This is a genomic window from Streptomyces sp. SID3212 (genome assembly GCF_009865405.1).
Classification (GTDB): domain Bacteria; phylum Actinomycetota; class Actinomycetes; order Streptomycetales; family Streptomycetaceae; genus Streptomyces.
Genome location: NZ_WWJY01000259.1, coordinates 1 through 2,630, shown reverse-complemented (window position 1 = coordinate 2,630; position 2,630 = coordinate 1). Strand labels below are relative to the sequence as shown.

Below are 2,630 nucleotides of genomic sequence, written 5' to 3'. Positions count from 1 at the left end.
CTGGCGGGGGTGCGGCGGGCATGGGCGGTGCGGCGGCGGGCGGGTAGCCGTAGCCGCCCTGGGGGGCCGCGGGGGCGGGCCCGGAGGCCTGGGACGTACTCGACGCCAGGGTGCGGCTGCGCACCCGGTACAGACCGGTGTCGAGGTCCTCGGCCTTCTCCAGGTGGACCTTGATGGGTCCCATGAAGGTGTAGCGCTGCTGCTTCGCGTAGTCGCGGACCAGCCCGGACAGTTCGTCCCCGAGCTGTCCGGAGTACGGGCTGAGCCGCTCGTAGTCGGGCGTGCTCAGCTCGACGATGAAGTCGTTGGGTACGACGGTCCGCTCGCGGTTCCAGATCGTCGCGTTGTTGTCGCACTCGCGTTGGAGGGCGCCGGCGATCTCCACGGGCTGGACCTCGGACTTGAAGACCTTCGCGAAGGTGCCGTTGACCAAACCTTCGAGACGCTGTTCGAAACGCTTCATGACTCCCATGGGGCACCTCCTCGGTCGTTGCTGTCCTGGTACTGCTTACTGATCGTATCCACGCGCCGGGAAATAGGCTGGTTCCCCATGTCCGCCCCGTTGATGAGTGTCACCTCTCACACGGATCGTAGAGGCGGCCTCCCGACAGTGTCCCGCACCCCGGGTGTGTGGAGGAGGAGTGGGGGCCGCCCCCGTTCGTTCCCTGTTCCGGGACCGGGCCGGCCAAACGAACGGATGTGATCCGACCCCCTCCAGCGTGCTAATCTTCTCGATGTCGCCAGGAGCGCACACCAGCAGGTGAGGCACCGGACGGCACACCCAATGCGCGGGTGGCGGAATAGGCAGACGCGCTGGATTCAGGTTCCAGTGCCCGAAAGGGCGTGGGGGTTCAACTCCCCCCTCGCGCACAGAGAAACCGAAGAGCGGGTCCCGGCCGGAGACGAAAGTCCTGGCGGGGGCCCGCTTCTCGTATGTACGGGGTATGTACGGGGTGGGGGCCGTGCGCCCGGTGTACGAGCGTGGCCAGGGCCTCAGTGACGCATGTCACGGCCGGGGTCGGTCAAGGTGATGGCGGATGACGGGATGTCAGACGCTTCGGGCCTCGGGGCGGTGTCCTAGGACACCGCCCCGAGGCCCGTTCCGTGCTGTGACGCGGGTCAGGCCGCGTGGCGGGCGGCGAGGGCCTTGGCCTTCTGGACCGCCTCTTCGTGGGCCTTCGCGCGGGAGGCCTCGGCGAGGGGGATGAGGTCGGCCATCTCCGGCTTCACGGGGGCCAGGGTCAGCTCCGGGACGATGAAGTCGATCTCGGTGATGCCGAGCATGCCGGTCAGGACCTTCTCCAGGTAGTTCTGGACGAACTCGAAGTCCTCGCGGGGCGTGCCGGGGGCGTACGAGCCGCCGCGGCTGGCGACGATCGTGAACGGGGTGCTTGCCACCGGGCCGCCGGGGCCCGTGTTGGCGCCGACGATGATCACCTGGTCGAGCCACGCCTTGAGGGTGGAGGCGATCGTGAAGTTGTACATCGGGGCGCCTATCAGCACGGCGTCCGCCTCGGCGAGCTCGGCGGCCAGCACGGCGCGCAGCTCGTGGTCCGGCCCCGCCCCGACGGCCGCGGCGTCCAGGTGGGGGATCGGCGAGGCGGCGAGGTCGCGGTAGACGACCTTGCCCTCCGGGTGCTGCTCCAGCCAGGACTTCACGAAGGCGGCCGTGATGTCGCGGGAGGCGGAGCCCTGGGGGAAGAGGGCGGAGTCGAGGTGCAGAAGCGTGGCCATGACGGGTCTCCATCGGGCAGGGGCGGGGGTGGTCGCGCACAGAGCCCGAAGCCCCGTAAGGAACCAAGATTCTGTGCGTACCTATGGATAACATAGTCACTTACTTTTGTTCATCCCGATGGGGAGACGCCAGTACTCTGGGGGTATGGCGGAGCGGAACGCGGAGCACAGCGAGGACGCGTGCAGGAAGGTCGACGTGGGGATCACCCGCGTCTTCGAGCTGTTCGGCAAGCGGTGGACCGGCCCGATCGTCTCCGTGCTGATGCAGCGCGCGGTCTACTTCGCCGAACTGCGGCGGGCCATCCCGGGGATCAGCGAGCGCATGCTCTCCGACCGGCTCACGGAACTGGCGGCGGCGGGGCTGGTCGTACGGGAGGTCGACGACGGGCCGCCGCTTCGGGTCGCGTACCGGCTGACGGAGGCGGGACAGGCGATGGAGCCCGCGCTCAAAGAGCTGAGAATGTGGTCGGAGTCATATCTGGGCGAGCCGCCGGGCGAAGGGGACTGCGGGGGGAACTGCTAGCTCCTGTCCGGCTTCCGGCGGATCTGGATCTTTTCGGGGGTTTACGCCTGCGTGCCGTGCGTTCGTGTCGTGCGTTCATATGGCCGGAACGGGCGGCTGTCCGGGGTTGTCCACAGGGGGAGGCGGCCGGCTTCGCCCGGCGGTAACGTCGTGCTCAGTTGATGTTGGCCTGATTCAGCAGGAGCAGGCACGCGTACGTACGAGCACGGGGGAGGCGGCACGCCATGGGCGACGTCGGATCGGCGGTGTCGGAGCAGTCGCGGGGAGCCGGGGGGCAGGCGGTTCGCGGGGACGGGCGCATTCCGGAGGTGTCCGGTTTCGCGCCGCGCGCGTCCGTGGCCGGGGCGCCCACGCCCAAGGCGCGGGGGCACGC

At 69.0% G+C, this 2,630-nt stretch carries 3 protein-coding genes and 1 tRNA gene; 2 read left to right on the top strand and 2 right to left on the bottom strand.

Annotation, left to right across the window (positions count from 1 at the left end; translation table 11 throughout):
• A partial coding sequence (locus GT042_RS07910) for a DUF3662 domain-containing protein (protein WP_161307991.1) occupies window positions 1-472 on the bottom strand: 472 nt, incomplete at its 3' end.
• Window positions 473-786: 314 nt separating this feature from the next.
• Between GT042_RS07910 and GT042_RS07905 the strand changes: the two genes are divergently transcribed.
• Window positions 787-870 (top strand) — tRNA-Leu (locus GT042_RS07905).
• A gap of 249 nt (window positions 871-1,119) precedes the next feature.
• Here GT042_RS07905 and GT042_RS07900 read toward each other — a convergent pair.
• Window positions 1,120-1,734: an NAD(P)H-dependent oxidoreductase gene (locus GT042_RS07900; protein WP_161307990.1), complete on the bottom strand. Its 615-nt coding sequence runs from the start codon at window positions 1,732-1,734 to the stop codon at window positions 1,120-1,122.
• A gap of 145 nt (window positions 1,735-1,879) precedes the next feature.
• On the opposite strand from GT042_RS07900, the gene GT042_RS07895 reads away from it, so the two are divergent.
• Window positions 1,880-2,257, top strand: a complete 378-nt coding sequence (locus GT042_RS07895) for a helix-turn-helix domain-containing protein (protein ID WP_202532500.1) — start codon at window positions 1,880-1,882, stop codon at window positions 2,255-2,257.
• The last annotated feature ends 373 nt before the right edge of the window (window positions 2,258-2,630 follow it).

Excerpts from the sequence above, each read along its gene's own strand:
- GT042_RS07900 (WP_161307990.1), bottom strand. The coding sequence starts at position 1,734 with ATGGCCACGCTTCTGCACCTCGACTCCGCCCTCTTCCCCCAGGGCTCC.
- GT042_RS07895 (WP_202532500.1), top strand. The coding sequence starts at position 1,880 with ATGGCGGAGCGGAACGCGGAGCACAGCGAGGACGCGTGCAGGAAGGTC.